At 74.1% G+C, this 25,185-nt stretch carries 21 protein-coding genes; 15 read left to right on the forward strand and 6 right to left on the reverse strand.

Annotated features, from left to right (window positions below):
• Positions 1-16: 16 nt before the first annotated feature.
• Together ACGF4C_RS32905 and ACGF4C_RS32910 are read right to left on the reverse strand one after the other, a co-directional pair.
• Positions 17-2,419, reverse strand: coding sequence for a helix-hairpin-helix domain-containing protein (locus tag ACGF4C_RS32905; RefSeq protein WP_393571290.1), 2,403 nt, complete (start codon positions 2,417-2,419; stop codon positions 17-19).
• Positions 2,416-3,399: an aldo/keto reductase gene (locus ACGF4C_RS32910; protein WP_030414740.1), complete on the reverse strand. Its 984-nt coding sequence runs from the start codon at positions 3,397-3,399 to the stop codon at positions 2,416-2,418. The genes ACGF4C_RS32905 and ACGF4C_RS32910 overlap by 4 nt, the downstream gene beginning before the upstream one ends.
• A 127-nt stretch (positions 3,400-3,526) precedes the next feature.
• Between ACGF4C_RS32910 and ACGF4C_RS32915 the strand changes: the two genes are divergently transcribed.
• Both ACGF4C_RS32915 and ACGF4C_RS32920 read left to right on the forward strand, forming a co-directional pair.
• Positions 3,527-4,582: an LLM class F420-dependent oxidoreductase gene (locus tag ACGF4C_RS32915; RefSeq protein ID WP_393571292.1), complete on the forward strand. Its 1,056-nt coding sequence runs from the start codon at positions 3,527-3,529 to the stop codon at positions 4,580-4,582.
• Positions 4,583-4,897: 315 nt separating this feature from the next.
• Positions 4,898-5,686: a ferritin-like domain-containing protein gene (locus ACGF4C_RS32920; protein WP_393571294.1), complete on the forward strand. Its 789-nt coding sequence runs from the start codon at positions 4,898-4,900 to the stop codon at positions 5,684-5,686.
• A 35-nt stretch (positions 5,687-5,721) separates the two neighbouring features.
• Here the strand turns inward: ACGF4C_RS32920 and corA are convergent, their stop codons facing one another.
• A complete protein-coding gene (corA, locus tag ACGF4C_RS32925) occupies positions 5,722-6,717 on the reverse strand; it encodes a magnesium/cobalt transporter CorA (protein ID WP_030414737.1) in 996 nt (331 codons plus the stop codon).
• A 59-nt stretch (positions 6,718-6,776) separates the two neighbouring features.
• On the opposite strand from corA, the gene ACGF4C_RS32930 reads away from it, so the two are divergent.
• The 5 genes from ACGF4C_RS32930 (at position 6,777) to ACGF4C_RS32950 (ending at position 13,651) form a co-directional block, all read left to right on the forward strand.
• Positions 6,777-7,475 (forward strand): histidine phosphatase family protein, encoded by a 699-nt coding sequence (locus ACGF4C_RS32930; protein WP_393571297.1) that lies wholly within the window; start codon positions 6,777-6,779, stop codon positions 7,473-7,475.
• A gap of 105 nt (positions 7,476-7,580) precedes the next feature.
• Positions 7,581-8,171 (forward strand): DUF3090 domain-containing protein, encoded by a 591-nt coding sequence (locus tag ACGF4C_RS32935; RefSeq protein WP_078872005.1) that lies wholly within the window; start codon positions 7,581-7,583, stop codon positions 8,169-8,171.
• 5 nt (positions 8,172-8,176) lie between these two features.
• Positions 8,177-9,061: an SCO1664 family protein gene (locus ACGF4C_RS32940; protein ID WP_393571317.1), complete on the forward strand. Its 885-nt coding sequence runs from the start codon at positions 8,177-8,179 to the stop codon at positions 9,059-9,061.
• 132 nt (positions 9,062-9,193) lie between these two features.
• A complete protein-coding gene (mshC, locus tag ACGF4C_RS32945; RefSeq protein ID WP_393571298.1) occupies positions 9,194-10,423 on the forward strand; it encodes a cysteine--1-D-myo-inosityl 2-amino-2-deoxy-alpha-D-glucopyranoside ligase in 1,230 nt (409 codons plus the stop codon).
• 171 nt (positions 10,424-10,594) lie between these two features.
• Entirely contained in the window at positions 10,595-13,651 is a 3,057-nt protein-coding gene (locus tag ACGF4C_RS32950; RefSeq protein ID WP_393571299.1) for an NPCBM/NEW2 domain-containing protein, read from the forward strand.
• 102 nt (positions 13,652-13,753) lie between these two features.
• Here the strand turns inward: ACGF4C_RS32950 and ACGF4C_RS32955 are convergent, their stop codons facing one another.
• Positions 13,754-14,812 carry a PAC2 family protein gene (locus ACGF4C_RS32955; protein ID WP_051798063.1) on the reverse strand — a complete coding sequence of 353 codons (1,059 nt, stop codon included), beginning with the start codon at positions 14,810-14,812 and terminating at the stop codon, positions 13,754-13,756.
• A 306-nt stretch (positions 14,813-15,118) separates the two neighbouring features.
• Between ACGF4C_RS32955 and ACGF4C_RS32960 the strand changes: the two genes are divergently transcribed.
• From ACGF4C_RS32960 to ACGF4C_RS32995, 8 genes are all read left to right on the forward strand, one after another.
• On the forward strand, positions 15,119-16,444 hold the full coding sequence (locus tag ACGF4C_RS32960) for an enolase C-terminal domain-like protein (protein ID WP_393571301.1): 1,326 nt from the start codon (positions 15,119-15,121) through the stop codon (positions 16,442-16,444).
• A complete protein-coding gene (locus ACGF4C_RS32965) occupies positions 16,441-17,208 on the forward strand; it encodes an SDR family NAD(P)-dependent oxidoreductase (RefSeq protein ID WP_393571303.1) in 768 nt (255 codons plus the stop codon). Before ACGF4C_RS32960 ends, ACGF4C_RS32965 begins: the two co-directional genes overlap by 4 nt.
• A gap of 55 nt (positions 17,209-17,263) precedes the next feature.
• The gene (locus tag ACGF4C_RS32970; protein WP_393571305.1) at positions 17,264-18,325 is read left to right on the forward strand and encodes a sugar ABC transporter substrate-binding protein; all 1,062 of its coding nucleotides are present in this window, start codon (positions 17,264-17,266) and stop codon (positions 18,323-18,325) included.
• Complete coding sequence (locus ACGF4C_RS32975) at positions 18,322-19,860, forward strand: sugar ABC transporter ATP-binding protein (RefSeq protein ID WP_393571307.1); 1,539 nt, start codon at positions 18,322-18,324, stop codon at positions 19,858-19,860. The genes ACGF4C_RS32970 and ACGF4C_RS32975 overlap by 4 nt, the downstream gene beginning before the upstream one ends.
• Positions 19,857-20,894: an ABC transporter permease gene (locus ACGF4C_RS32980; protein ID WP_393571309.1), complete on the forward strand. Its 1,038-nt coding sequence runs from the start codon at positions 19,857-19,859 to the stop codon at positions 20,892-20,894. Before ACGF4C_RS32975 ends, ACGF4C_RS32980 begins: the two co-directional genes overlap by 4 nt.
• Before the next feature lie 12 nt (positions 20,895-20,906).
• Complete coding sequence (locus ACGF4C_RS32985; protein ID WP_393571311.1) at positions 20,907-21,935, forward strand: aldo/keto reductase; 1,029 nt, start codon at positions 20,907-20,909, stop codon at positions 21,933-21,935.
• On the forward strand, positions 21,935-22,768 hold the full coding sequence (locus tag ACGF4C_RS32990) for an amidohydrolase family protein (protein WP_393571313.1): 834 nt from the start codon (positions 21,935-21,937) through the stop codon (positions 22,766-22,768). Before ACGF4C_RS32985 ends, ACGF4C_RS32990 begins: the two co-directional genes overlap by 1 nt.
• Positions 22,769-23,011: 243 nt before the next feature.
• Entirely contained in the window at positions 23,012-23,782 is a 771-nt protein-coding gene (locus ACGF4C_RS32995; RefSeq protein ID WP_393571319.1) for an SDR family oxidoreductase, read from the forward strand.
• Between the two features lie 50 nt (positions 23,783-23,832).
• On the opposite strand, the gene ACGF4C_RS33000 is transcribed toward ACGF4C_RS32995, so the two are convergent.
• Together ACGF4C_RS33000 and ACGF4C_RS33005 are read right to left on the reverse strand one after the other, a co-directional pair.
• Positions 23,833-24,504: a FadR/GntR family transcriptional regulator gene (locus ACGF4C_RS33000; RefSeq protein ID WP_201810042.1), complete on the reverse strand. Its 672-nt coding sequence runs from the start codon at positions 24,502-24,504 to the stop codon at positions 23,833-23,835.
• 172 nt (positions 24,505-24,676) lie between these two features.
• Positions 24,677-25,185, reverse strand: a 509-nt coding sequence (locus tag ACGF4C_RS33005) for a glycerol-3-phosphate dehydrogenase C-terminal domain-containing protein (RefSeq protein ID WP_393571315.1), incomplete at its 5' end; no start/stop codon positions are given.

Below are 25,185 nucleotides of genomic sequence, written 5' to 3' on the forward strand. Positions count from 1 at the left end.
GCCTCCGCACCCCGCCTCACCCCTGGGCGTCCTCCGCGGACGGCACGCTCTGCTGCCCGAGCAGTGTCCGCAGCCGGGTGGTCCGCTCCTTGACGGGCACCTCGGCGATCGCCCGGCCCAGCGCCTGATCGGCGCCCTGCACCACCGACAGATGCCGCTCACCGCGGCTGAAGGCCGTATAGGCCCAGGAGCGGGTCAGTCCGCCGGCGGCGTCCCCCGGCACCACGACCACCGCGGCCGGCCAGCGCATCCCGGCCGCCTGATGGGCGGTGAGCGCCCAGCCGTGCCGGACCGCGCCGCCGACCCGCTCGCGCGGCACCACGACCGCGGTCCCCGCGCAGTCCAGCCGCAGCCCCGCGGCGTCGGCGCCGGTGACCGTGCCGGGCAGCGTACGGCCGGGGGCCGGGGCGTAGGCCACGCGGTCGCCGGGGTCGAAGCCGCCGAACCGGCCGGGGCCGGGGTTGAGCCGCTCCTTGAGCGCGGCGTTCAGCGCCCGGGTGCCCGCCGCGCCGCCGTGTCCGACCGTGATGACCTGGGTGTCCTCCGGCGGGACGCCCAGCGCACGGGGCACGGAGTCGGCGACCAGCTGGACGGCGCGGTGCACCGCCTCACCGGCGTCCCGCACCGGGACGATCACCACCTCCTTGCCGGGCGCCTCGACCTGGCTCAGCTCACCGATCCCGATGCCGGACACCAGCTCGCCGATCGGGCCGAAGTCCGGGGTGCGGGAGGCGACCTGGGGGCAGAAACGGGCCGCGAGGACATCGGCGAAGAGCCGGCCGGGACCGGCGGACCACAGGACGCCGGGATCACCGCTGAGCACCAGCCGGGTCCCGTCGGTCAGCGACTCGACGAGCAGGGCCGCGGTCTCCAGATCCAGCTGCGGGGCGTCCAGCACCACCAGCAGATCGAGCGCGAGGGCACCGTCCGCGTCCCGGCCGGGGCCCTCCTGCCCCGACAGCAGCCCGGCGACCGTCACCGCCGCCGCGCCCACGCCTGCGGACCCGGCCTCCGGGCCCGCCTCCGGCGCGAGCCCGGCGAGGTCGGCGGCCAGCCGGCGGCGGCCGTTCTCGCTGTGGGCGGCGCCGAAGGCCCGCAGGCCCAGCGCACGGGCCGCGGCGATCAGCACGGCCGGCTCGGCCCGGGCCGCCTCCGCACCCGTGTGCGCCACCAGGCCGCTGTGCGCGGCCGTACGGATCAGCTCCGCGGCCGACGGCGACGGCGCGGCGGCGGCCGCGGCCTCCCACGCAGCGGCGGAGGGGCGGGCCGGGGCCGGGGCGTCACCGGCCTCCGAGGACGGACCGGCGGCCTCCGCCCGCTCGTCGGCGTCCGCGGAGTCGGACTCGGCGTCGGCGTCGGAATCAGAGCCGGCGTCCGGCGCACCGGATTCCGCGTCCGCCGCACCGGATTCCGCCTCCGGCGTCCCGGAGCCGGCGTCCGGAGCGTCGGAGTCCGGGACCGGCTCGAAGGTGTTGAGCAGCCGGGCCAGGCCGTCGGCGACGCTCTCCTCGGCCATGGCCCAGCGGTCCAGGCCCAGCAGGATCCGGACCGGCCGCTCCTCCTCGTCCTCGTCCGCCGCGGGCCGGGCCCGGCCCGGCTCCTCGATCGCGTCCTGGAAGACCAGGACGGCGCCCTCGGCGATGGCGGTCTGCAGGGCCTCGTCGGGGTCGGGCACCTGGCGCTGCGCGAGCGCGCCGCGCAGCGCGCCGGCCTCCAGCGCGGAATGCCCCGCGACCGCGGCCTGCTCCAGCAGCCAGCCGACCAGCGCCTGGCCGCGGCGCTCGTCGCCCGGCCCGGCGGCGGCACCGAGCAGCGCCCGCGCGAAGCCGTCGGCCTGCTCGGGCCGCACGCCCGGCACCCCGAGCAGCTGCCAGGGATCCTCGCGCAGGACCTCCGCGGCCCGCTCGCCGAGCACCTCGGCGGTCCGCTCCGCGAGGGTCTCCGGGGCACCGCCCGCCCGCAGCACCTGTCGTACGCCGTCGAGGCCGGGGGCGGGGGCCGGGAGAGGTGCGGTGGTGGGTGCGGCGGCGCCCGGGGCTGCTACCGGCGGTGCGGAGGGGCCGGCCGGTGCGGCGGCGTGGTGCGCGGTCGCCGGCTCCGGGGGCGGGCCCGCCGGTCCGCCCTGGGGAGCGGGGCCGGCGGGTGCCGGGGCCGCCTTGGCGGGTGTGGCCGGTCGGGCGGGGCGGGGGGCCTCGGTGAAGAACGACGCGGCCGAGCGCTCGCCGCTCTCCACGGCCCGGACGGCCGCCGCCAGCGCCGCCGCGGTGGTCCGGCCGGCCGGTGGCGCCGCGGCCGGTGCCTCGCTCACCGTCGCGCCCGGGTCCGCCGCCGGCGCCCCCTCGGGCGTACGGGCCTCCGCGGTCCCGGGTGCGGCCTCCTGCCCGGGCGGGGTGTCGCCGGCGGGGCGGTCGGTGCTCACAGCGTGCTCCAGTCGTGATCGGGGTAGTGGTGCACCGGAGCCGACACATCGTCCAGCGCCCGGCGGATCTCGTCAGGAAGAGTAAGGGCCTCCACTGACAATGCCGCTCTGAGCTGCTGTGCCGTGCGGGCGCCCAGGACCGGCGCGGTCACTCCCGGACGGTCCCGGACCCACGAGAGGGCCACCTGCAGCGGGGTGACGGCCAGTCCGTCGGCGGCGGTCGTGACGGCCTCGACGACCCGGCCCGCCGTCTCGTCGAGGTACGGCGCGACGAACGCCGCCAGGTGCTCCGAGGCACCGCGCGAGTCGGCGGGGGTCGCATGGCGGTACTTCCCGGTGAGCACGCCCCGGCCCAGCGGCGAGGACGGCAGGACGCCCATCCCGAGGTCGAGCGCCGCGGGCAGCACCTCGCGCTCGATGCCGCGCTGCAGGAGGGAGTACTCCATCTGGGCGCTCGCCAGGCGGTTGCGCACCCCGGGCGCCGCGAGCTGCCAGGTGGCGGCCTTGGCCAGCTGCCAGCCGGAGAAGTTCGACAGGCCCACGTAGCGCGCCCGGCCGCTGGTGACCGCGAGGTCCAGGGCCTGGAGGGTCTCCTCCAGCGGCGTGTGCGCATCGAAGGCGTGGAGCTGCCACAGGTCGACGTACTCGGTGCCCAGCCGTCCCAGGGAGGCGTCGAGGGCGGCGAGGAGATGGCGCCGGGAGCAGTCCACCCGGCGGTCGGCCTCCAGCACGCTGCCGGCCTTCGTCGCGATCACCAGGTCCTCGCGCGGAACCAGCCCCTCCATCAGCCGGCCGAGGAGATACTCGGCACCGCCGTCGGCATAGATGTCGGCGGTGTCGACGAGTGTGCCGCCGGCCTCCCAGAACGTCTTGAGCTGGTCGGCGGCTTCCTGCTCACCCGTGTCGCGGGCCCAGTTCAGGGTGCCGAGCCCGAGCCGGGACACGCGCAGGCCCGTTCGGCCGAGGTGCCTTTGCTCCATGGGCCCTGAGAGTACGCGCCGGGCGCCGGGAACAGGGGACCTGTGGACAACCCGTCGGTGACGTCCGGCGGGGGTGCGCGCTACAGTCCCCGGAACAGCGACGTTACTGATGGGTAAGGGGAGCGGCATGAGGCTTGGCATCAACCTCGGCTACTGGGGCGCCGGGATGGACTCCGACAATCTCGCGGTGGCGAAGGAGGCCGACCGCCTCGGCTACGACGTCTGCTGGGCCGCCGAGGCGTACGGTTCCGACGCCGCCACCGTGCTCTCCTGGGTCGCCGCCCAGACCGAGCGCATCGACATCGGCTCCGCCATCTTCCAGATCCCGGCGCGGACGCCCGCCATGACCGCGATGACGGCCGCCACCCTGGACTCGCTCTCCGGCGGCCGGTTCCGGCTCGGTCTGGGCGTCTCCGGCCCGCAGGTCTCCGAGGGCTGGTACGGCGTCAAGTTCGACAAGCCGCTGGCCCGCACCCGCGAGTACGTCGAGATCGTCCGCAAGGCGATGACCCGCGAGCGGCTGTCCTACGAGGGCGAGCACTGGACGCTGCCGCTGCCCGGCGGTCCGGGCAAGCCGCTGAAGCTCACCGTCCACCCGCAGCGCCCGCACATCCCGCTCTACATCGCCGCGATCGGCCCCAAGAACCTGACGCAGACCGGCGAGATCGCCGACGGCGCGCTGCTGATCTTCCCCGCCGCCGAGAACCTGGAGGAGACCGCGGTCGCCCCCCTCCGGGCCGGCCGGGAGAAGGCCGGCAAGACCCTGGACGGCTTCGACATCTGCCCGACGCTGCCGTTGGCCGTCGGCGCCGACAAGGACGTCAGCGCGCTGGCCGACATGTTCCGCCCGTACACCGCGCTCTACGTCGGCGGCATGGGCAGCCGCAAGCAGAACTTCTACAACCAGGCGGCCCGGCGGATGGGCTACGAGAAGGAAGCCGTCGAGATCCAGAACAAGTACCTGGCCGGCGACAAGGAGGGCGCCGCCGCGGCGGTCCCCGAGGAGCTCATCGACCGGACCACGCTGCTCGGCTCCGTCGAGCGGATCGCCGACCGGATGCGGGCCTATGCGGAGGCCGGGGTGACCACGCTGACGCTGTCCCCGGCGGGCTTCGGACTGGAGGACCGGCTGGCCTCGCTGCGGGCCGGTACCGAGGCCCTGGAGCGCGCCGGGCTGGCATGAGCGCCGCCGGGCGAACGGACCGGCGGCGCTCAGCGAGAGGCGCCCGGTGAAACGCCCGGTAGCGACCGGCGAAGGGCCCGGCGCCGGGGCGCCTGGACCTCGGGCCTTTCCGGGAGCCTGCGGCCGTGGTGGGGGCTCGGGGGATCTTCCCCGCCACGGCCGTCGCGCTGCACAACGCCGCGACGGGCGGCCGGGTTACGCCCCGCCACCCGGCCGCGCCTCGTCCGAACGGGCGAACGGGCACCCCGCCCGGTTGCCGCGTCCGGAGCACCTGCTTTGACTGATTGCGGGTGTGTCCGTTCGGAGGTGACGCAGATGCTCTCGGCCCGGAGCCTGTTCCAGGAGATCGTCGACAACGACGAGGCCTACCGTCTGTTCTGCTCCATAGCGGCGAGCGGTGAGGCGCAGGGCGGCTGGGAGAACGGCCGGATCGCCGCACTGCTGCCCGAGTCGCTGCGCGAGCTGGCGCCCAAGGTCGCCCGGCACGGCGCCGACGAGGACAAGCACGGCCGGATCTTCCAGGCCCTGCTCCGCAAGCGCGGACTGACCCCCACCGACGTCCCCCGGACGACCGACTACACCATGCTCCTGGAGCGGCGGGGCATCGGCCTGGCGCACGACAAACTGCGCCGTGACGAGCCGCTCGGCGAGCGCGACATCATCACCTACCTCGCCCACAGCCGGGTCACCGAACAGCGCGCCGCCGACCAGATGGCCCTGCTCACCAAGCACTTCGGCGACCACCCCGAGGTGGGGAGGGCGATCCGGATGATCTCGAACGACGAGACCAATCACCTCGCCTACTGCCACGAGGAACTGCTCCGCCTCGCCCGGGCCGGCCACGGGCGGACCATCCAGCGCGCCCTCCACGAGTGCGCGCACGCCGAGATCGCCGTCTACCGGGACGTCAGCCTGGCCGTGATGAAGCACATGGGCCGCATCCTGAAGTGGCCGGGAGCCAAATCCGCGGCGCTCACCACCGGTATCGCGGCGGTGTACGGCTACGAGCGGCTGGGCGGCTGGCGGCGGATGGTCAGCCTCCGGATGCCCGAGCGGCGGAACGCCCTGGGCGGCCCGGCCACCTCCGCCCCCGAGTTCGCGTAAGGGCGCCGCTGCCCGGGCGTCTTCGCGCCGGCACGTCAGAGCCAGCCGCGGCGCTTGAACAGCCGGTAGAGCGACACCTCGATGAGGACCATCACCAGGAGCACCCCCGGGTAGCCCCACTGCCATCTCAGTTCCGGCATGTTCTCGAAGTTCATGCCGTAGACCCCGGCGATCAGGGTGGGGACGGCCGCCAGCGCCGCCCAGGCCGAGATCTTGCGCATGTCGTCGTTCTGCCGGACGCCCATCTGTGCCAGATGGGCGGACAGAATGTCCGAAAGCAGGCGGTCCAGGCTGTCCACCGACTCATTGGCGCGGGTGAGGTGGTCGTCGACGTCGCGGAAGAACGGCCGGGCGTGATCGTGCACGAACGGCACTCCCGGGTTCTGCAAGCGGGCCATCGGCTCCGCCAGCGGGCCGGTCGCCCGCCGGAACTCCATCACCTCGCGTTTGAACGCGTAGATCTGCGCGGCGGTGTTGCGGGTGTCCCGGCCGCGGACCGGAGCGAACACCTCCGCCTCCAACTCCTCCATGTCCAGGGCGAGTTCGGCGGCCACCTCGATGTAGTGGTCGACCACCGCGTCGCTGATCGCGTAGAGCACCGCGCCCGGCCCGTGCCGCAGGATCTCCGGATGTTCCTCCAGCCGGCGCCGCACCGCGGCCAGCGGGCTGGCCTCCCCGTGCCGGACGGTCACCACGAACGAGTCCCCCACGAAGACCATCAGCTCCGACGCCGTCACCGTGTCGGCCCGGGTGTCGTACGTGACCGGCTTCAGCACCATGAACAGCGAGTCGTCGTAGACCTCCAGCTTGGGTCTCTGGTGCGCGTTGAGCGCGTCCTCGACGGCCAGCGGGTGCAGCGCGAACTCGCTGGTGACGCGGTCGAACTCCTCCTGCGTCGGCTCGTGCATCCCCAGCCAGAGGAAAGAGTGCCCCTCCGCCCGCGCCGCCTTCAGGGCGCGGGAGAAGTCGGCCGCGCAGTCCGTGCGGCGGCCCTCCCGGTAGATGGCGCAGTCCACAATCACACCAGGCATTCTCGCGCGTCCCGGGGACCCCTGCCAGGAAGCGGCAGCCGGAACGTAGGGTGGCGGGCATGCCCACGCTGATCCTGGTGCGGCACGGCCGCTCCACCGCCAACACCGCCGGAGTGCTCGCCGGGCGGGCGCCCGGTGTCGCCCTCGACGAGCGCGGCGCGGCCCAGTCCGCCGCGCTGCCCGCGCGGCTGGCGCAGGTACCCCTCGCCGCCCTCGTCTCCAGCCCCCTGCAGCGCTGCCGGGAGACCATGGCGCCGCTGCTGGCGGCCCGGCCCGGGATCACCCTGCACATCGAGGACCGGATCAGCGAGTGCGACTACGGCGACTGGTCGGGCCGCAAACTGGCCGAGCTGACCGACGAGCCGCTGATGGAGGCCGTCCAGCAGCACCCGTCCTCGGCCGCCTTCCCCGGGGGCGAGTCGATGCGGGCCATGCAGGCCCGCGCGGTGGACGCGGTCCGCGACTGGAACGCCCGCGTCGAGCAGACGCACGGCGCCGAGGCCACCTACGCCATGTGCTCGCACGGCGACATCATCAAGTCCCTGGTCGCCGACGCGCTGGGCATGCACCTCGACCTCTTCCAGCGGATCTCGGTCGAGCCCTGTTCCCTGACCGTGATCCGCTACACCCGGCTGCGCCCCTACCTCGTACGCCTCGGGGACACCGGCGACTTCGCCTCACTGGTGCCCCGGGAGGACGGCGGCAGCGCGGCGGCGGACCGGGACGCGACCATCGGCGGTGGTGCGGGCGCAGGGTGATCAGTCGGCGCAGTAGGGTGGTGCGACGGCGCTGCCCGCCGCCCCTGCGGTCCGCAGGACCCGCAGCGACCGCAGACCCCGCAGTCGAGCAATCGGAGCAGGACGTTGTCCCGTCAGGTGTTCTTCTACGACGTACCGGACCGCTTCGTCGCCGGTACGGTCGGGCTGCCTGGCCGCCGTAGCTTCTACCTCCAGGCCACCGCGGCCGGCCGGACCACCAGCGTCGCCCTGGAGAAGACCCAGGTCGCGGCGCTCGCCGAGCGGATCGACGAGCTGCTGGACGAGGTCGTCCGGCGCAGCGGCGGCAACGCCCCGGTCCCCGCCGTCTCGCCCGCCGAGCTCACCGACACCGCCCCGCTGGAGATGCCCGTCGAGGAGGAGTTCCGGGTCGGCACGATGGCGCTGGCCTGGGACGGCGAGGACGAGCGGATGATCGTCGAGGCCCAGGCGCTGGTGGAGCTCGACGCGGACAGCGAGGAGGACCTCGCGGACGCCGAGGAACGGCTGCTCCAGGACGACGAGAACGGCCCGCCGATGCTGCGGGTGCGCCTGACCGGGACGATGGCCAGGGCGTTCGCCAAGCGGGCCCTGGAGGTCGTCAACGCCGGCCGCCCGCCGTGCCCGCTGTGCAGCCTGCCGCTCGACCCGGAGGGACACGTATGTCCGCGCCAGAACGGATACCGGCGGGGCGCCTGAGCGCCATGGAGCCCGCCGTCGAACCGGCCGGGCAGCTGCCCGGTCCCACCGGCCCCCAGGACCCGCCGCCGGCCGCGGCGGAGCCCGCCGGTGGACCGACCGACGCCCTCCTCGCCGAAGGCGAGCTGACCGTGCGCGGCCGTATCCGGGAGGCGTCCAACGCCGTGCTCTACTGCACGGTCACCCACGACGGCCGCACCGCCTCGTGCGTCTACAAGCCCGTCGCCGGCGAGCGCCCGCTGTGGGACTTCCCCGACGGCACGCTCGCCCAGCGCGAGGTCGCCGCGTACGAGATCTCCCGCGCCTGCGGCTGGGACCTGATCCCGCCGACCGTGCTGCGCGAGGGCCCCTACGGCACCGGCATGGTCCAGGAGTGGATCGATCCGCCTGAGAGCAGCGACGAGGTGCCCGAACTGCTGGCACTGGTGGAGGACGAGGAGCCCGGGCCCGGCTGGAAGGCCGTCGGCTTCGCGGAGCTCGGGGAGGGCCGCACCGCGCTGCTGGTGCACGCCGACCACCCGCGGCTGCGGCGGCTCGCGGTCCTCGACGCGGTGATCAACAACGGTGACCGCAAGGGCGGCCATCTGCTGCCCGGCGTGGACGGCGAGTTCTTCGCCATCGACCACGGCGTGACCTTCCACACCGAGGACAAGCTGCGCACGCTGCTGTGGGGCTGGGCGGGCGAGCCGCTGACCGAGGAGGCGGTGGGGGTGCTGCGGGGGCTCGGGTCGGCCCTGGCGGACGCAGCGCCGCTCGCCGCCCGACTGGCCGAACTCCTCACGGCCGCCGAGATCGACGCGCTCCGGGCGCGGGTGGCCGGGCTGCTGGAGCGCGGCCGGCACCCCGAGCCGAGCGGGGAGTGGCCCGCCATCCCCTGGCCGCCGGTCTGAGCCCGTCCGGGGCCCCTTGGAGGGCCGGCGGTGCGCCCATGCACGTCCGGCCGCGAACCGCAAGACCGCCTTTCCGGCCAAGACCCCTGGTCCGGTTCGTATGCGGAACATGCATCCGGTTACGCTCAAGGCATGCATGCATGGCCCGCTTCTGAGGTCCCCGCCCTGCCCGGTCAGGGCCGCGACCTGAGGATCCACGACACCGCGACCGGCGGACGGGTGACCCTCGCCCCCGGTCCCGTCGCCCGTATCTACGTCTGCGGCATCACGCCGTACGACGCCACCCACATGGGGCACGCGGCGACCTACAACGCGTTCGACCTGGTTCAGCGCGTGTGGCTCGACACGAAGCGCCAGGTGCACTACGTGCAGAACGTCACCGACGTCGACGATCCGCTGCTGGCGCGGGCCGAGGCCACCGGCGACGACTGGACCGCGCTCGCCGAGCGCGAGACCGCCCTGTTCCGCGAGGACATGACGGCGCTGCGGATGCTGCCGCCGCGCGCCTACATAGGCGCCGTCGAGTCGATACCCGGCATCGTCCCGCTGGTGGAGCGGCTGCGCGACGCCGGCGCCGCCTACGAGCTGGACGGCGACATCTACTTCTCCGTCGCCTCCGACCCGCACTTCGGCGAGGTCTCCGGACTCGACGCCGAGGCGATGCGGCTGCTGTCCGCCGAGCGCGGCGGCGACCCCGAGCGCGAGGGCAAGAAGAACCCGCTCGACCCGATGCTGTGGATGGCCGCCCGCGACGGCGAGCCGAGCTGGGACGGCGGCTCGCTGGGCCGCGGCCGGCCCGGTTGGCACATCGAATGCGTCGCTATCGCCCTGGACCACCTCGGGATGGGCTTCGACGTCCAGGGCGGCGGCTCCGACCTCGCCTTCCCGCACCACGAGATGGGCGCCTCGCACGCCCAGGCGCTCACCGGCGAGCACCCGTTCGCCAAGGCGTACGTGCACGCCGGGATGGTGGCCCTGAACGGCGAGAAGATGTCCAAGTCCAAGGGCAACCTCGTCTTCGTCTCGAAGGTGCGGCGCGACGGCACCGACCCGGCGGCGATCCGCCTGGCGCTGCTCTCGCACCACTACCGTGCCGACTGGGAGTGGACCGACGCGGTGCTCGACGAGGCCGTCGAGCGGCTGGCGCGCTGGCGCGCCGCGGTCTCCCGCCCCGACGGCCCGCCCGCCGAGGCGCTCCTGGAGGAGATCCGCACCGCGCTCGCCGACGACCTGGACGCGCCGGCCGCACTGGCCGCCGTGGACCGCTGGGCCGCCGCGCAAGCGGCCGACGGCGGCACCGACGAGGGCGCCCCCGGCCTCGTCTCCCGCGCCGTCGACGCGCTCCTGGGCGTGGCCCTCTGACGGCCACCGCCTGACCCCCGTCCCGCAAGGGGCGCCCGTGCCGGCCGGTACGGGCGCCCCTTTTCCCGTGCCCGGGCCCGCGCCCCCACCCGGCCGGACGACCGGAAATCCAGCAATCCGGCGCAAGAATCCATGGTGGGCCGCCCGGCCGGCGGGCTAGAGCTGTCCGGCATGAGGAAACCAACAGGACTGCGGGCGGCGGTCGTTGCCGCGCTGCTCGGGCTCGTGGTGGCACTCGCCGGCCCGGCCGGCAGCGCACCGGCCGCCGGCCCCGCGCCCGCCCACACCGTCGGGGACGTCACCGGCTTCGAGGCCGACGGGCCCGTCTACCACCTGCACGCGGGCCGGGCCGAGGCCCGGGTCAGCTTCGTGACGGACCGTACCTTCCGCATCGAACTCGCCCCGGACGGCACCTTCTCCGACCCCACCGGCAAGGACATCGTGCTGCCGCAGGGCGCCGCGCCGGCCACCCACTGGCGGGACGCCGGCGACGCCTACCAACTCCGCACGGCCAAGGTGACGTTGACGGCGTACAAGTCGCCGCTGCGCTTCGAACTGCGCCGGGCCGACGGCTCCCTGGTCTGGTCCGAGGCCAAGGGCCTGAGCTGGGACGACAAGACCACCACCCAGACCCTCGCCCGCGGCGCCACCGACCAGTTCTACGGCGCCGGCATGCAGAACGGCCGCGGCAACACCTCCCACCGCGGCCACACCGTCGAGGTGGGCGTCGACTACCACTGGGACGACGGCGGCCACCCCAATTCCGTCCCCTTCTACCTCTCCACCGCCGGATACGGCGTCTTCCGCAACACCTATGCCCCCAACACCTACGCCTTCGACGACCCGGTGACGACCACGGCGCAGGAACGGCGCTTCGACGCCTATTACTTCGCCGGGCCGAGCACGAAGGACGTCATCGGCCAGTACACCGCACTGACCGGAAAGCCCTTCCTGCCGCCGGTGTACGGCCTGGAGATCGGCGATTCGGACTGCTATCTGCACAATGCGAACCGCGGCGAGCGGCACACCCTGGATTCCCTGAAGGTCGCCGACGGATATGTGCAGCACGACATGCCCAACGGCTGGATGCTGGTGAACGACGGCTACGGCTGCGGTTATGAAAACCTCGGCCGGACCTCCCAGGGGCTCGGCGACCGGAAGATGAAACTCGGACTGTGGACCGAGGACGGTATCGCCAAACTCGCCGACCAGGTCAAGGCCGGACAGCGGATCGCCAAACTCGACGTCGCCTGGGTCGGCGACGGCTACAAATTCGCCCTGGACGGCTGCAAGGACGCCTACCGCGGGATCGAGGACAACAGCGACGCACGCGGCTTCACCTGGGCCCCGGAGAGCTGGGCCGGCGCACAGCGGTGCGGCGTCCAGTGGTCCGGCGACCAGAGCGGCAGCTGGGAATACATCCGCTGGCAGATACCGACCTACGCCGGCGCGACGATGTCCGGGCTCGCCTACACCACCGGTGACGTGGACGGCATTTTCGGCGGCAGCCCCAAGACGTACGTCCGCGATCTGCAGTGGAAATCCTTCCTCCCCGCGGTCATGACGATGGACGGCTGGGCCGCCAGCGACAAACAGCCCTTCCGCTACGGCGACCCGTACACGGCCATCAACCGGAAATACCTGAAGCTGAAGGAATCGCTGCTGCCCTACATGTATTCCTACGCGGCCGAGGCGACCCGGACCGGGGTCGGGCCGGTGCGTCCGCTGTCGCTGGAATACCCCGACGACCCGAAGGCCGCCTCCAACGCCGCGACGTACGAATTCCTCTCCGGCCAGGACTTCCTGCTCGCCCCCGTCTACCAGGACACCGACACCCGCAACGGCATCTACCTGCCCAAGGGCACCTGGATCGACTACTGGTCCGGACGCACCTACCGGGGGCCGATGACCCTGGACGGCTACAGCGCGCCGCTGGACACCCTGCCGCTCTTCGTCAAGGCCGGTGCCGCCGTGCCGATGTGGCCGGGCATCACGTCCTACCAGGACCGGACCGCCGGATCACCGCTCGCCTGGGACGTGTACCCCGAGGGCCGCTCGTCGTTCACGCTCTACGAGGACGACGGGGTGACCCGCGCCCACCGTACGGGCGCGTATGCCACCCAGCGGGTCGACGTCACGGCGCCCCGCTCCGGCGCCGGTGACGTACGCCTGGACGTCGGGGCCTCGAAGGGCTCCTTCCACGGCAAGCAGACCAGCCGGCCTTACGAGTTCACCGTGCACACCGGGGACGCACCGCGCGGGGTGGAGCTGGCCGGCCGGCCGCTGAAGCGGCTGCCGTCCGCGCGCGCCCTCCGAGCGGCCGGCCAGGGCTGGTACTACGACCCGGCCGACCGCGGCGGAGTCGTCCGCGTCAAGACCGCCGCCCGCCCCACCGACCGGGCCTTCGGGCTGACGCTCAAGGGTGCCAGTGCGGTCGGCGGCCGGACCCCGGGCGCGGGCGTCGCGGTCAGCACCCCGGGCGGCCAGGAGGTGACCAAGGGCGCGCCGACGACCGTACGGACCGCGGTGACGGCCGGCACCCGGGACGCCACGGACGTCTCGGTGTCGCTGTCCGCGCCCGAGGGCTGGCGGGTCTCCGCGCCGGTGCACCACGGCAGGCTCGCGGCCGGCGGCACCGCCCGCGACGCGCTGACCGTGACCGCACCCAAGGATGCGAGCAGCGCCGACCCGGTGACCGTCACCGCGACCGTCCGCTACCGGGCGGCGGGGGCGCCGCGCACCACCGTGCACCGCTTCGAGGTACGCCCCGTACCGCCCGCGCCGGCCACCGACACCTGGGCGAGCGACATGGAATGGCTGACCGCCACCAATGGGTACGGTCCGGCCGAACGGGACCGCAGCAACGGCGAGTCGGGCCCGGCGGACGGCCATCCGCTCACTCTCGCGGGGAAGACGTACGCCAAGGGCATCGGTGCGCACGCCAATGCCGACCTGGAGTTCTTCACCGGGGGCCGCTGTACGTCGTTCACCGCGGACGCCGGGATCGACGACGAGATCGCCGACTACGGGGAGGTCGCCTTCTCCGTGGAGGCGGACGGCAAGGTGCTGTGGACCTCGCCGAAGCTGACCGGGAAGTCGGCGCCGGTGGCGGTGGACGTACCGCTCGGCGGCGCCCGGCACGTACGGCTGAAGGTGACCGACACCGACGGCAAGAAGTCCGGTGACCACGGCGACTGGGCGGGGGCGCGCTTCCACTGCTCCGGATGACGGCCCTGAGACCGGGATGACACGGGGGCGCCGGTCCGGCTCGACGGCCGGTCCGGCGTCCCTGTGCTGTGCGGGTGCATCGACCCCGGGGTGCGCCCGGGTTCAGTCGCCGCTCTCCTCCGGGCCGTCCTCGTCGGGCCGCCGGGAGGAGTCGGACGGACCGGTGTCCTTCGGTCCGGTGCCGGGCTCGCGCGGCTCCTTGGGCGCCGGGCGGGGCGGCCGGGTGCGGCCGCTGGTCGTGTCGCGGAGGTAGGAGCTGTCCCGGCCCTCCGCGAGCCCGCCCTCGGTGGCCACGCCGGGGCCGGACTGCGGGTCGCGGCGGCGCAGATAGCGCTCGAATTCGCGGGCGATCGCCTCGCCGGACGCCTCCGGCAGATCGGCGGTGTCCCGCGCCTCCTCCAGCGACTGCACGTACTCGGCGACCTCGCTGTCCTCCGCCGCCAGCTGGTCCACGCCCAGCTGCCAGGCGCGCGCGTCCTCGCTCAGCTCGCCCAGCGGGATGCTGATGTCGAGGAGGTCCTCCAGGCGGTTGAGCAGCGCGAGGCTGGCCTTCGGGTTGGGCGGCTGGGAGACGTAGTGCGGCACCGCCGCCCACAGGCTCACCGCCGGCACGCCCGCGTGGGTGCACGCCTCCTGGAGGATTCCGACGATGCCGGTCGGGCCCTCGTAGCGCGACTCCTCCAGATCCAGCCGGCGGGCCAGGTCCGCGTCCGAGGTGACCCCGCTGACCGGGACCGGGCGGGTGTGCGGGGTGTCCCCGAGCAGCGAGCCCAGCACGACCAGCATCTCCACGCCCAACTCATGGGCGAAACCGAGGATTTCGTTGCAGAACGAGCGCCAGCGCATGCTCGGCTCGATGCCGCGGACCAGGACCAGATCGCGCGCCCGCCCCTTGCCGTTCGCGTCGCTGACGCGGACCACGGAGAGCCGGGTGGTCGGCCAGGTGATCTTGCGTACGCCGCCGTCGAGGAAGACGGTGGGACGGTTCACCTGGAAGTCGTAGTAGTCCTCGGCGTCCAGCGCGGCGAAGACCTCGCCCTTCCACTCCCGGTCCAGGTGGGCGACCGCGGCGGAGGCGGCGTCGCCGGCGTCGTTCCAGCCTTCGAACGCGGCCACCATGACCGGGTCGATCAGCTCGGGCACCCCCTCCAGCTCGATCACCCAGCGCCTCCTTCCGACCGGCCCGGCCGTCGGGGACGGCGGCCGGCAGCAGTTCCATTACGTGCGTCACCAAGCCTACGGCTTGTATGGGCCCGGTCCGCAGCCCCTGTGCACGAACACGTCCCGAGTCATCCGATCTGTGGCCGAGGTCATGCGGCTTTCCTTCCTCAACTCCCGCAGGACTTTCGGTACGGGGTCTGGACGCCGCCTCGCGACCGGGTCTATACATCGGATGACCCGGAAAGGTCCGATGTTAGCTCCGCCGGCAGGAACGATGTTCCTCCGCTACTCCCCAGGGGCGTGCGCATGGCCGCGACCGGCACCGTCACCGCGTTCGAGATCCACGACGTCCGCTTCCCCACCTCGGAGCGGCTCGACGGCTCGGACGCCATGCACCCCGACCCCGACTACTCCGCCGCCTACCTCGTCCTGCACACCGGCGGCGGACCGCGCGGCCACGGCCTCTGCTTCACCCTCGGGCGCGGCAACGACGTCATGGCCGCCGCGATCCGTGCCCTCGCGCCGTACCTCGTCGGCCGCCCGGCACCCACCACCGCCGCCGACCTCGCCGCCCTGCACCGTGACCTCACCCACGACTCCCAGCTGCGCTGGCTCGGCCCCGACAAGGGCGTGATGCAGATGGCGGCCGGCGCGGTGGTCAACGCCGCCTGGGACCTGGCAGCCCGCCGGGCCGGCCTGCCGGTGTGGGAGTTCCTCGCCGCGATGACCCCCGAGGACCTCGTCTCGCTCGTCGACTTCCGCTACCTCTCCGACGCGCTCACCCCCGGCGAGGCGCTGGCCCTGCTGCGCGCCGCCGAGCCCGGCCGGGCCGGCCGCACCGCCCGCCTGAAGGCCGAGGGCTACCCCGCGTACACCACCTCGCCCGGCTGGCTCGGCTACGACGACGGCAAGCTGGTCCGGCTCGCGAAGGAGGCGGTGGCCGACGGCTTCGGGCAGATCAAGCTGAAGGTGGGCGCCGACCTCGACGACGACCGGCGGCGACTGCGGCTGGCCCGCGCCGCGGTCGGGCCCGGCGTACGGATCGCGGTCGACGCCAACCAGCGCTGGGACGTGGCCGAGGCGGTCCGCTGGATGACCGCGCTGGCGCCGTACGCCCCCCACTGGATCGAGGAACCGACCAGCCCGGACGACGTGCTGGGGCACGCCGCGGTGCGCTCCGGGCAGCCCGTGAAGGTCGCCACCGGCGAACACGTCGCCAACCGGGTGGTGTTCAAACAGCTGCTGCAGGCCGGGGCGGTGGACTTCGTCCAGATCGACGCGGCCCGGGTGGCCGGGGTCAACGAGAACCTGGCCGTCCTGCTGCTGGCCGCCAAATACGGCGTCCCGGTGTGCCCGCACGCGGGCGGGGTCGGACTGTGCGAGCTGGTGCAGCACCTGGCGATGTTCGACTACGTGGCCGTCTCCGGCAGCCGGGACGACCGGGTCATCGAGTACGTCGACCACCTCCACGAGCACTTCGTCCACCCGGCCGTGGTCGAGCACGGCCGCTACCGGGCCCCGGCCGCCCCCGGCTTCTCCGCCGAGATGCACCCGGCGTCGCTCGCCGCTCACCGCTACCCCGACGGGCCCGTCTGGCGGGCCCGGCAGGCCACCGAGGAGGCCCTCGCATGACCGACTTCGACGGCCTGGCCGCCCTCGTCACCGGCGGCGGTTCCGGTATCGGCGCGGCCACCGCCGCCCTGCTCCAGCAGCGCGGCGCCAAGGTCGCCGTACTGGACCGCGACCCGTCCGGCGCCCCGTCCGGCACCCTCGCGGTCACGGCCGACGTCACCTCCGCCGCCGCCGTACGCGCCGCCGTCGACGAGGCGGCGGCCGAACTGGGTGCCCTGCACACCCTCGTCGGCAACGCCGGCATCGGTGCGACCGGCACCGTCGAGGACAACGACGACGAGGAGTGGCAGCACGTCCTGGACGTCAACCTGCTCGGCCTGGTCCGCACCGCCCGCGCCGCACTGCCGCACCTGCGCCGGGCGGCACCCGACCGCCCCGGGGCCGTGTCGATCACCCACACCTGCTCCGTCGCCGCCACCGCCGGACTGCCCCAACGGGCCCTGTACGCCGCCAGCAAGGGCGCGGTGCTCTCGCTGACCCTCGCCATGGCCGCCGACCACGTCCGCGAGGGCATCCGGGTCAACTGCGTCAACCCGGGCACCGCCGACACCCCGTGGATCGGCCGGCTGCTGGACCGGGCCGACGACCCGGCCGCCGAACGCGCCGCCCTCCACGCCCGCCAGCCGATGGGCCGGATGGTCACCGCCGCCGAAGTGGCCGCCGCCATCGCCTCGTTGGCCTCCCCGGCCGCCGCCGGCATCACCGGCACCGCGCTCGCCGTCGACGGCGGCATGCAGGGCCTGCGCCTGCGCCCCGCGACGTGATCCCGGCTGCGAACGGAGCGCCGGGACAGCCCACCCGACCGACCAAGGGACTCCCATGAGACTGCGTACGACCGGCGCGGCGGCGGGTGCCGCGGTGTCCGTACTCGCTGCCCTTGCCGCCCTCACCGCGCTCACCGGCTGCAACCGCGGCAGCGACGCCGCCGGCCGGATCGGCATCGACCTGCCCCGCACGGACACCGACTTCTGGAACTCCTACCAGCAGTACCTCCGAAAGGACCTGGACCACGGCGGCCCGAAGGCCCTCCCGTTGGCCAACTCCCAGAACGACATCGCCAAGGTCGTCGCCGACGTCCAGGCGCTGACCGGCCAGGGCGCCGAGGCGATCGTGATGGCCCCTCAGGACACCGGGGCCATCAGCGCCGAGCTGCAGCGGCTGGCGGCGAAGAAGATCCCCGTGGTCAGCGTGGACACCCGGCCCGACGACGGCCCGGTCTACATGGTCGTGCGCGCCGACAACCGCGCCTACGGCGAGAAGTCCTGCGACTACCTCGGCCGCAAGCTCGGCGGCCGGGGCCGGGTCGCCGAACTCCAGGGCGACCTCAGCTCGGTCAACGGGCGGGACCGCTCCGAGGCGTTCGCGGCCTGCATGAAGAAGAAGTACCCGAAGATCACCGTGCACGAGCTGGCCACCGACTGGAAGGGCGAGGTCGCCTCCGCCAAGCTGCAGGGCCTGCTCGCCCAGCACCCCGACCTCGACGGCATCTACCTGCAGGCCGGCGGCGCCTTCCTGCAGCCGACGCTGGCCCTGCTGGAGCAGAAGAAGCGGCTCGTACCGGCCGGCTCCGCCGGGCACCTCACCATCATCTCCAACGACGGCATACCGGACGAACTGGCCGCGATCCGCGCCGGCACGATCGACGCCACCCTCTCCCAGCCGGCCGACCTCTACGCCAAGTACGCGCTCTTCTACGCGCAGGCCGCACTGGACGGCAAGACCTTCCGGGCCGGCCGCACCGACCACGGCTCCACCATCGTGAAGATCAAGAACGGTCTGGAGGACCAGCTCCCGGCACCCCTGGTCACCAAGGCCACCGTCGACGACCCCACGCTCTGGGCCAATCAGCTCGGCCGGCCCGGGAAGCAGCAGCGGCGATGACGGCCCAGGAACCGGCGGCGGTGCACGCCGAGGGAATCGTCAAACGCTACGGCCCCACCGTCGCCCTCGACGGCGCCCGGCTGACCGTACGGCCCGCCGAGGCCCATGCCCTCGTCGGCCGCAACGGCGCCGGCAAGTCCACCCTGGTCTCCGTGCTGACCGGTCTGACCCGCCCGGACGCGGGCCGGGTCACCTTCGCCGGGCGGCCCGCACCCCGCTTCGGCGACCCGGCCGGCTGGCGGCGCACGGTCGCCTGCGTCCACCAGAAGTCGATGACGGTGCCCGAACTGACCGTCGCCGAGAACCTCTTCCTGGGCCGCCTCCCGGGCGGCCGCACGCTCCGCTGGGGCGCCCTGCGCGCCCGGGCCGGCGAGCTGCTCGCCGAGCACGGCGTCGCGGTCGACCCGGCCGCCCGGATGCGCGAACTCGGCGTGGAGCAGCGGCAGTTCGTGGAGATCGCCCGCGCCCTGTCGCAGGGCGCCCGGCTGATCGTCCTCGACGAGCCCACCGCCCGCCTCGACGCGGCCGGCATCGACCGGCTCTTCGGCAAACTGCGAGCCCTGCGCGACCGGGGCGTGGCCTTCGTGTTCATCTCGCACCACCTTCAGGAGGTATACGAGCTGTGCGACACCGTCACCGTCCTCCGCGACGCCCGCCCCGTATTGACCGCGCCCGTCCCGGACCTCCCCAGGGACGAGCTGGTCGCGGCGATGACGGGGGAGGAGCCGGGCGCCGCGCGGCGCCCCCGGCCGGCCGCGCGGGCCGCGGGCGCACCGGTGCTGCGGGCCGAAGGGCTGGCGCTGCACGGCCGGTTCGGCCCGCTCGACCTGACCGTACGGGCCGGTGAGGTGGTGGGCCTCGCGGGCGCCACGGCCAGTGGGGCCACCGCGATCGGCGAGACGCTGGCCGGGCTGCGGGCCCCGGACGCCGGCCGGATCTCGGTACGCGGCCGCCCGGTCCGCACCGGCAGCGTGCCGCACGCCCTCGCCGCCGGCATCGGCTACGTCCCCGAGGACCGGCACCGCGAGGGCCTCGTCCTCGGCCGCAGCGTCGCCGAGAACGCCACCCTCACCGTCGCCGACCAGCTGGGACCGCTGGGGACCGTACTGCCCTCCCGGACCCGGGCGTTCGCCCGGCGCATGATCGGCGAGCTGGACATCCGGACCACCGGGCCCGGCCAGCCGGTCTCCGGGCTCTCCGGCGGCAACCAGCAGAAGGTCGTGGTCGCCCGCGCGCTGGCCCGCCGGCCCGCCGTCCTGGTCGCCGTCCGGCCCACCAACGGCGTCGACGTCCGGTCCAAGGAGGCCCTGCTCGGCGTCGTACGCCAGGTCGCGGACGGCGGCAGCGGCGCCCTGATCGTCTCCGACGAACCGGACGACCTCCGGGTCTGCGACCGGGTGCTGGCGGTCTTCCACGGCCGGGTGACCGCCCACTTCCCGCGCGGCTGGCGCGATCACGACCTGGTCGCCGCCATGGAGGGCCTGGCCGGCGACGGCACCGACGACCCGCACGGAACGGAAGGGACCGCGCCATGACCGAAACCGCCGCACCGCCGGCCACCGACCTCGGCGCCGCCACCCCGCGCGCCCGCCGCCGGCCCCGGATCGACCCGGCCCGCTGGCGCGACCTCTCCCTGGTGCCGGTGATTTTCGCCCTGGGCGTCATCGGCTTCATCGTCTCGCCCGCCTTCCTGACCCAGGACAACCTCATCGGGGTTGTCCAGCAGTCCACCGAACTCGGCCTGCTGGTGCTCGGCGAGGCACTCGTCCTGATCAGCGGCCGGATGGACCTGTCACTGGAATCGACCATCGGGCTGGCGCCGGTGGTGGCGCTGTGGCTGGTGATGCCCGCGGACGGCGGACGGTTCGCCGGCCTCGCGCTCTTCCCCGCCTGGACGGCGATCCCGCTGTGCCTGGCCGTCGGCGCGGCGGTCGGCGCCGCCAACGGCCTGCTGATCCTGGGGCTCCGGGTCAACGGCTTCATCGCCACCCTCGGCATGCTCACCATGCTGCGCGGCCTCCAGGTGGGCCTCTCCGAGGGGCAGTCGATAGGCAACGTCCCGGAGTCCTTCGCCTACCTGGGCAAGGCCGTCTGGCTGGGCGTCCCGGCCGCCGTCTGGATCTGCCTGGCACTGTTCGCGCTCGGCGGCGCGGCCCTGGGCTACCTCCGGCACGGCCGGGCGCTGTACGCGATCGGCGGCAATGCGGAGGCCGCCCGCGCCGCCGGCATCCGCGTGGACCGGCTCACCTGGACCGTCCTCACCCTCGCCGGGGTGCTCGCCGCCTTCGCCGGCATCCTCTACACCGGCCACTACGGCGCGGTCTCCGCGAGCCAGGGCAACGGCTGGATCTTCCAGGTCTTCGCCGCCGCGGTGATCGGCGGCATCAGCCTCAAGGGCGGCCGCGGCACCCTCTTCGGCGCGCTCACCGGCGTATTGACCCTCCAACTGGTCATCAACGTCATGACGCTGGGCGGGGTGCCGCCGCTGTGGACCCAGTTCCTCAACGGCGCGATCATCATCATCGCCCTGGTCATCTCCCGCTTCACCAGCGGCGAGAAGCAGGACTGAGGGCCGCCGGCCGTGCGCCAACCTCCTTCCGTCTGCCGCGAGTTGGGACACAGCGGGGTCACCGTCCCGCCCCTCGGCCTGGGCTGCGCCCCGCTCGGCAACCTCTACCGCGCCGTCCCCGAGGAGCAGGCCCGGGCCGTCGTCCACACCGCCCTCGCGGCCGGCGCCGGCTACTTCGACACCGCACCGCACTACGGCCTCGGCCTCTCCGAGGAGCGGCTCGGCCGGGCGCTGCACGGCCGGGACCGGGACGGCTACACCCTGGCCACCAAGGTGGGCCGCCGGCTGCGCCCGCTCGCACCGGGGGAGGAGACGGCCGGTGAGGGCTTCGTGGACACCCCCGCCCGGGCCCGCGTCCGCGACTTCTCCCGCGACGGCATCCACGCCACCCTGGAGGCGTCCCTGGAGCGGCTCGGCGTCGACCGCGTCGACATCGTCCACCTGCACGACGTCGAGCACCATCTGCGCGAGGTGTACGACACCGGATTCCCGGCCCTCGCCGAACTGCGCGCCCAAGGGGTCGTGCGCGCCATCGGCTTCGGGATGAACCACAGCGACGTCCTGGCCCGGCTCGTCGCCGACCTCGACGTGGACGTGGTGCTCTGCGCCGGCCGCTGGACACTGCTGGACCGCTCCGCCCTGGCCGACCTGCTGCCGGTCTGCGCCCGCCGCGGCACCTCCGTCGTCGTCGGCGGGGTCTACAACTCCGGGCTGCTCGCCGACCCGTCACCCGGCGCCCGCTACGACTACGCCCCGGCCCCGCCCGCCCTGCTGCACCGCGCCCGCCGACTGGCCGCCGTGTGCGGGGAGTTCGGGGTGCCGCTGAAGGCCGCGGCGCTGCGCTTCCCGTTCGGGCACCCGGCCGTGGCCGCCGCCGTCGTGGGCGCCGCCAGCCCCGGCGAAATGGCGGAGAACGCCCGGCTCTTCACCCAGGAGATCCCCGACGCCCTCTGGCACACGCTCGTCGCCCGCGGGCTGCTCGACCCCGATCTGCCGCTGCCCCTCGCCGACGGCCCCGACACCCCCGGAGCACGCCCCTGATGCGCATCGACGCCCACCACCACCTGTGGGACCTCACCAGGCGGCACCAGCCGTGGATGACCGGACCCTGGGCCGACCCGATCCGCCGCAGCTACGCGCTCGCCGACCTCGTCCCGCACCTGACCGCACACGGCATCGACCGCACGGTCCTGGTCCAGTCGTCCTCCTCGTACGACGAGACCGCCGAACTGCTGGCCGTCGCGGCGGGGGAGGGCCCGGTCGCGGGCGTCGTCGGCTGGGCCGACCTCACCGACCCGGCGCTCCCCGGCCGCCTGGCGGACCGGCCGGCCGAACTGGTCGGCATCCGCCACCAGGTCCAGGACGAACCCGACCCCGACTGGCTCGGCCGCCCCGCGGTCCTGCGCGCACTGGCCGCCCTGGCCGAGGCCGGTCTCGTCTACGACCTGCTGGTCACCCGGCGCGAACTGCCCGCCGCACACACCGCGGCCCGGGCCCTGCCCCAGCTGACCTTCGTCCTGGACCACGCGGCCAAACCCGCGGTGGCGGCGGGGGAGTGGCAGCCCTGGGCCGACGCGGTCGGCGCGCTCGCCGGGCTGCCGAACGTCAGCTGCAAACTGTCCGGCCTGGTCACCGAGGCCGCCCCGGAGGCCTGGCGGCCCGCGCAGCTCCTCCCCTACGCCCGGCATGTGCTGGACGCCTTCGGCCCGGACCGGCTGATGTTCGGCTCCGACTGGCCGGTCTGCACCCTCGCCGCCGGCTACGACGACGTCCTCGCCCTCGCGGAAGCGGCCACCGCCGGCCTCACCGCGACCGAGCGCGCGGCGGTCTTCGGCGGGACAGCGGCGCGGGTCTACGGGCTGGCGGCGCGGTAGCCCAACGGCGGGCGGGGCGAGGGCGGTTCGGGCCCGGATCCGGTAGCCGTACGGACCGGGGCGGGAGCCCCCCGCCCGGGCCGCCGCGTCGGCGTCCGGTTTCCGCCAGCCCCGTGGCCGTCCACGCCCGAGGATCGAGGCGTACCGCGGATCGACGCGGTGCTCGTCCAGTACGGACGACGGACACGCACGAAGGCGACGGTGACGACGATGACCGCGACAGTGATGGCTCCCATGACCCCCATGACGGCGACCGCGGCGGGGGAGGGCGGCGGCCGGCCGCTGGCGGGCAAGGTGGCCCTGGTGACCGGCGGCAGCCGGGGGATCGGGGCGGCGATCGCGCGCCGGCTGGCCGCCGGGGGCGCGGCGGTGGCACTGACCTACCAGAGCCGGCAGGACCTGGCCGACCAGGTGGTCAAGGAGATCGAGCAGGCCGGCGGACAGGGCTGGGCGGTCCGGGCCGACGTGGCCGACGCCGAGCAGGTGTGGGCCTCGGTGGCCGGAGCCGTGGAGCGCTTCGGGCGGCTGGACATCCTGGTGAACAACGCCGGGACCGGCGTCCTCGGGCCGTTCGAGGGGATCTCCCTGGAGGACGTGGACCGGGTGCTGCGCACCAACGTCCGCGGGCCGTTCCTCGCGGCGCAGGCCGCGGCCGCGCATCTGACCGAGGGCGGCCGGATCATCTCGATCGGCAGCTGCATGGCCGAACGGGTCGCCTTCCCGGGCGGCACCCTCTACGCCACCAGCAAGTCCGCGCTGACCGGCCTGACCAAGACCCTGGCCAGGGAACTGGGGCCGCGCGGGATCACCGCCAACCTCATCCACCCGGGCCCGATCGACACCGACATGAACCCGGCCGACGGCGAGAGCGCGGAGTTCCAGGCGGGGCTGACCTCCCTGGGCGCGTACGGCCGGGACCTGGACGTCGCGGAGACCGTGGCCCACCTGGCGGGCGAGGGCGGGCGCTACATCACGGGCGCCTCCATCGCGGTGGACGGCGGCTTCGCGGTCTGAGCCGGGACCGGCGGCCCGCCGGCGGGGGCAGCGGGCGGGGCGGCGGCGGGTCACAGCGAGGTGCGCAACCACTGCTCCACGCTGGCGATGTGCACCGTCGCCCAGGCCCGGGCCGCCTCCGCGTCCCGGTCGCGCAGTGCGCCGAGGATCGCCCGGTGCTCGGTGAGGGTGCGGGCCACCGCGTCCTTCTGGGTCAGCCCGCGCCAGATCCTGGCCCGGGTGGTCGGCCCGGACAGCCCGTCCAGCAGCGAGCAGAGCACGGAGTTGCCGGACGCCGCGACGATCCCGCGGTGGAATTCCAGGTCCGAGGCGACCAGGTCCTCCACCGACGGGCTCGGGCCCAGTGCGTCCAACCGGGCCTCCAGGGCGTCGAGTTCCTCGCGGCCGATCCGGCCGGCCGCCATCGCCGTGGCGGCCGGCTCCAGGATCCGGCGGACGGCGAGGAACTCCAGCACCGTGTCGTCGCGGTGGAAGTCCACCACGAAGCTCATCGCCTCCAGCAGTACCTGCGGATCGAGACTGGTGACGTACGTGCCGTCGCCCTGGCGTACGTCCAGGATGCGGATGAGGGACAGCGCCCGCACCGCCTCGCGCAGCGAGTTGCGTGACAGCCCGAGCTCGGCCGCCAGCTCGCTCTCCTTCGGCAGCCGGTCGCCCGGCCGCAGCGCGCCGGAGACGATCATGCCCTTGATCTTCTCGATGGCCTCGTCGGTGACCGCCATGCCGACCTCCCAGACATCCGATGTCTGGGTCATTATGGGCCCCGCGAGCCGTCCACGACCGCCTCCGTACGACCGCCTCCGCGTTACCCCCTCCGTATTGCGGTACGACGAAGGGGCGGCCCCCCGGACCGCCCCTCCGTGCGTCAGCAGGTGCTGACGTGCTGACCCGGCGTCAGCCCTCCAGCATGTCCTTGACCTTGGCCCGGACGTCCTCGGTGTCCAGCCCGCGGATGGTCAGGGTGGTACGGCGGCGCAGCACGTCGTCGACCGTCTCGGCCCACTCGTTGTCCCGGGCGTAGGCGACCTGCGCCCAGATCTCGGGGGCGTCCGGGTGGATCCGCTCGGCCAGCGCCGGGTTGTCGTTCGCCAGCCGGGCGATGTCGAAGGACAGCGAACCGTAGTGGGTGGCGAGGTGCCGCGCGGTCTCCGGGGCCATCCGGGGGCCGGGGGTGCCGCCGTCGACGAGCAGCCGGTGGGCGACCGCGTTCGGGTTGGCGATACCGGGCAGCGGGAGCTTCTTCGGCAGCTGCGCGATCGGCTCCATGTCGTCGGCCAGCGGCCGGCCGGGCAGCTCGGCGAGCTTGTTCATCACCGTGCGGCCGATGTGCCGGAAGGTCGTCCACTTGCCGCCGGCCACCGACAGCATGCCGCCGCTGCCCTCGGTGACGACCGTCTCGCGCT

The organism is Streptomyces sp. NPDC048197, assembly GCF_043202395.1.
Taxonomy (GTDB): domain Bacteria; phylum Actinomycetota; class Actinomycetes; order Streptomycetales; family Streptomycetaceae; genus Streptomyces; species Streptomyces siderophoricus.

Bases quoted from the DNA above. Each gene is read 5' to 3' on its own strand.
- ACGF4C_RS32975 (WP_393571307.1), top strand. From the start codon at position 18,322: ATGACGGCCCAGGAACCGGCGGCGGTGCACGCCGAGGGAATCGTCAAA.
- ACGF4C_RS32980 (WP_393571309.1), top strand. From the start codon at position 19,857: ATGACCGAAACCGCCGCACCGCCGGCCACCGACCTCGGCGCCGCCACC.
- ACGF4C_RS32965 (WP_393571303.1), top strand. From the start codon at position 16,441: ATGACCGACTTCGACGGCCTGGCCGCCCTCGTCACCGGCGGCGGTTCC.
- ACGF4C_RS32950 (WP_393571299.1), top strand. From the start codon at position 10,595: ATGAGGAAACCAACAGGACTGCGGGCGGCGGTCGTTGCCGCGCTGCTC.
- ACGF4C_RS32930 (WP_393571297.1), top strand. From the start codon at position 6,777: ATGCCCACGCTGATCCTGGTGCGGCACGGCCGCTCCACCGCCAACACC.
- corA (WP_030414737.1), bottom strand. From the start codon at position 6,717: ATGCCTGGTGTGATTGTGGACTGCGCCATCTACCGGGAGGGCCGCCGC.
- ACGF4C_RS33000 (WP_201810042.1), bottom strand. From the start codon at position 24,504: ATGGCGGTCACCGACGAGGCCATCGAGAAGATCAAGGGCATGATCGTC.
- ACGF4C_RS32990 (WP_393571313.1), top strand. From the start codon at position 21,935: ATGCGCATCGACGCCCACCACCACCTGTGGGACCTCACCAGGCGGCAC.
- ACGF4C_RS32940 (WP_393571317.1), top strand. From the start codon at position 8,177: ATGGAGCCCGCCGTCGAACCGGCCGGGCAGCTGCCCGGTCCCACCGGC.
- mshC (WP_393571298.1), top strand. From the start codon at position 9,194: ATGCATGCATGGCCCGCTTCTGAGGTCCCCGCCCTGCCCGGTCAGGGC.
- ACGF4C_RS32970 (WP_393571305.1), top strand. From the start codon at position 17,264: ATGAGACTGCGTACGACCGGCGCGGCGGCGGGTGCCGCGGTGTCCGTA.
- ACGF4C_RS32910 (WP_030414740.1), bottom strand. From the start codon at position 3,399: ATGGAGCAAAGGCACCTCGGCCGAACGGGCCTGCGCGTGTCCCGGCTC.
- ACGF4C_RS32960 (WP_393571301.1), top strand. From the start codon at position 15,119: ATGGCCGCGACCGGCACCGTCACCGCGTTCGAGATCCACGACGTCCGC.
- ACGF4C_RS32915 (WP_393571292.1), top strand. From the start codon at position 3,527: ATGAGGCTTGGCATCAACCTCGGCTACTGGGGCGCCGGGATGGACTCC.
- ACGF4C_RS32920 (WP_393571294.1), top strand. From the start codon at position 4,898: ATGCTCTCGGCCCGGAGCCTGTTCCAGGAGATCGTCGACAACGACGAG.
- ACGF4C_RS32995 (WP_393571319.1), top strand. From the start codon at position 23,012: ATGACGGCGACCGCGGCGGGGGAGGGCGGCGGCCGGCCGCTGGCGGGC.